Origin of the sequence: Mesorhizobium sp. M7A.F.Ca.US.006.04.2.1 (assembly GCF_004022915.1) — a bacterium.
GTDB classification, from domain to species: Bacteria; Pseudomonadota; Alphaproteobacteria; order Rhizobiales; family Rhizobiaceae; genus Mesorhizobium; species Mesorhizobium ciceri.
The window spans coordinates 1-3,050 of the sequence record NZ_RZQA01000783.1 but is presented as its reverse complement, the minus strand read 5'-3'; the positions used below and the strand labels follow the sequence as shown (position 1 = coordinate 3,050).

4 protein-coding genes are annotated in these 3,050 nt (G+C 64.3%); all 4 read left to right on the top strand.

Translation table 11 applies throughout. The features are described from left to right. Window positions 1-306, top strand: a 306-nt coding sequence (ilvN, locus tag EN925_RS29950; RefSeq protein WP_128337139.1) for an acetolactate synthase small subunit, incomplete at its 5' end; no start/stop codon positions are given. 132 nt (window positions 307-438) lie between these two features. Beyond that, entirely contained in the window at window positions 439-1,035 is a 597-nt protein-coding gene (locus tag EN925_RS29945) for a LysE family translocator (protein ID WP_024501399.1), read from the top strand. Window positions 1,036-1,282: 247 nt separating this feature from the next. Further along, a complete protein-coding gene (locus tag EN925_RS29940) occupies window positions 1,283-2,557 on the top strand; it encodes an efflux RND transporter periplasmic adaptor subunit (RefSeq protein ID WP_127385509.1) in 1,275 nt (424 codons plus the stop codon). After that, on the top strand, window positions 2,554-3,050 hold a 497-nt coding region (locus EN925_RS29935), incomplete at its 3' end, for an efflux RND transporter permease subunit (RefSeq protein WP_206632994.1). The genes EN925_RS29940 and EN925_RS29935, both read left to right, overlap by 4 nt.

Genomic DNA, 3,050 nt, shown 5'->3' with positions numbered 1-3,050 from the left:
GTGCCGGTGCACCGCGTCGTCGACCTGACCGTGCGCTCGCATGAATCCGGCCAGGAGCGGCCGCTGGAGCGCGAACTGGCGCTGGTCAAGGTCGCCGGCCTCGGCGAGGCCCGGGTCGAGGCGCTGCGGCTGGCCGATGCGTTCCGCGCCAGCGTCATCGACGCCAACACCGAGCATTTCATCTTCGAGATCACCGGCAAGGGCTCCAAGATCGATCAGTTCATCGCCATCATGAAGCCGCTCGGCCTGGTCGAAATCTGCCGCACCGGCGTGGCGGCGTTGAACCGCGGCCCGCAGGCGATGTAGGCCTTCGGTGCTGGCGCCGGGCGCGCCAGCCAGCTTCCACAGTGAGGCTTCTGGCCCCGCTGTGGGCCGTCCGTGGGCCTTTGCGGGTTGCCTAGAAAAGACAACGATCCTGACTTGTCGGGGAGGATATCCATGTCGCTTGACGCTTTCCTTGCCCTGCTTGTCTACGCCTTGGTGACTTCGATCACGCCGGGGCCGAACAATCTCATGCTTCTGGCATCGGGCGTGAATTTCGGCATCGTCAGAACCGTTCCGCACATGCTTGGCATCAGCATGGGTTTCCTCGTGCTGCTGCTTGCCGTCGGTCTTGGCCTTGGCGCTGTGTTGACGGCGTTTCCGGCGCTGCATACCGCGCTCAAGATCGCCGGCGGCGCCTATCTTTTGTACCTCGCCTGGAAGATCGCCATGTCGCGCACGCTGACCGGCAAGGGCGAGACGAAGGCGCGGCCGATGCGCTTCATCGAGGCGGCTGCATTCCAGTGGGTCAATCCCAAGGCGTGGGTGATGGCGATCACCGCCATGGCCGTCTATGCCAATGCCGAGCACCCGTTCCTGTCGGTGGTGTTGATCGCTGTGGCCTTCACCATCGTTAATTTACCGAGCGTCTCGGTGTGGGCTGGGTTCGGCACCGCGCTGCGCGGTTTCCTGTCGGACCCGGTACGGCTGAAATGGTTCAACATCGCCATGGGCGTGCTGCTGGCGGCGACGCTTTGGCCGATGCTCAAATAGGTCGAGACGCGCACATTCTGGTCGTCTCAGGCCGGAAGGCGATGGCTCGCAAGCCGTCGGATGGGGATTCAGCCCGTGTTGCACATCCATTGTGCAGTGCACATTAAATCTTCGTAATGCCGTGTTTTGGCCCTTTTCCGACAAAGGCGCGTCCTATCTATTCGGCGAAATCGCGGCAACGGGCCGTGATTTGCGCTAGAGTAGAACCATCGGACCACGACGTGTCGGGTGGAGAGGGCCTTTGACCATGCGTGGAAAAGTCGTTCTTTCGTTGCTTGCCGTCGCCTGTGCGGGCGCGGCCTGGCTCTATGTGTCTCCGGACGCGCTGAGCAAGGCTCAGCAGCTCATCGGCGCAAAGCAGGTCGCTGCCGCGGACAAATCGGCAACCGGCAAGCCGGCAGCGGGCGACAAGGTGGCAGGTGGCGGCGGTGCCGCCCGCTCGGCTTCCATCCTCTCGGCCGTCGCCTCGACAGCCGATTTCCCGATCCGGCGTTATGCGATCGGCTTCGTCTCGTCTCCCGCCGTCGTCAACATCAACGCGCGGGTGTCCAGCCAGATCGTCTCGATCGACGTCAAGGATGGGCAGATGGTCAGGGTCGGCGACGTTCTGTTCTCGCTCGATGACCGGGCGCTGAAGGCGCAGCTGGCAAAGGATCAAGCGGCGCTCGCCAAGGATCAGGCGCTGCTTGCCAGTTCGAATTCCGATCTCCAGCGCGCCAAGGATCTGGTTGCCAAGCAGGCCGGCACGCAGCAGACCTACGACCAGGCCGTCGCCGCGCAGAAGGCTGCCGCTGCGACCGTTGACGCCGACAAGGCGACAATCGACGCCGACAATGTCCAGCTTGGCTTCGCCACGATCACGGCGCCGATTTCCGGCAGGCTGGGTGCGGTCAGCGTCGCCGTCGGCGATCTCGTCACCGTCAGCAATGGCAACAGCAGCACGGCGACCCCGCTGGTGACCATCACCCAGATGGACCCGCTGCAGGTCAACTTCAATCTGCCGGAAAGCAATCTCGCCCTGCTGCACAAGGCGCTTGCCAATCCGCAGCAGGGCGCGGTGACACTGACCAAGGATGGTGACCCGACGCCGATCGGCAAGGGCACGCTCGATTTCGTCGACTCCAGCGTCGACACCGCGTCGGGCACTATCGCGACGCGGGCAAGTATTCCCAATGCCGACCTTTCGCTATGGCCCGGCCAGTATGTGAATGTCGTGCTCGACGCCGGCATCATGCCGCAGATGACATCGGTTCCTACTGTCGCGGTGCAGCCAAGCCAGAAGGGCCCTTTCGTCTATGTGGTCAAGCCGGACAACACGGTCGAGATGCGGCCGGTGCACGTGGCGCTGACCGAAGGCGACAACAGCGCCATCAGCCAGGGGCTGAAAAGCGGTGAGAAGGTTGTCACCGAGGGCCAGACACGGCTGAAGGACGGCGCCGCGGTGCATGAAGGCAAGACCACGGCGGGTGCCGCTGCGCCCAAGGTGGCCGAGGCGACCAGGGTCGGCGAGGCCGCCCAATGATTTCCGAATTCTGCATACGCCGGCCCGTCGCCACCCTTCTGATGTCGTTCGCCCTCGTGCTGGGCGGGCTGTTCGCCTACAAGTTCCTGCCGGTGGCGGCACTGCCCAGCGCCGAATTCCCGGTGGTCAACGTCTCGGCCTCGCTGCCCGGCGCCTCGCCGGAAACCATGGCGACATCGGTGGCGACGCCGCTGATCAAGCAGTTCGCCACCATCGCCGGCATCGATTCGATCTCGACCACCAACTCGCTTGGCCAGACCTCGATCGCCATCCAGTTCGTGCTCAACCGCGACATCGACGCGGCGGCGGCCGACGTGCAGGCGGCGATCGCGCGCACGCAGAAATCATTGCCGTCGCAGATGACGGCGCCGCCGCGCTATCGCAAGGTCAATCCGGCCGACGCGCCGATCCTTTTGATGTCGCTGGTCAGCGACACGGTTCCGCTGACCGACCTCGATGCGTTCGCGGAAAACGTCATCTCGCCGCCGCTGTC

Bases quoted from the DNA above. Each gene is read 5' to 3' on its own strand.
- EN925_RS29945 (WP_024501399.1), top strand. From the start codon at position 439: ATGTCGCTTGACGCTTTCCTTGCCCTGCTTGTCTACGCCTTGGTGACT.
- EN925_RS29940 (WP_127385509.1), top strand. From the start codon at position 1,283: ATGCGTGGAAAAGTCGTTCTTTCGTTGCTTGCCGTCGCCTGTGCGGGC.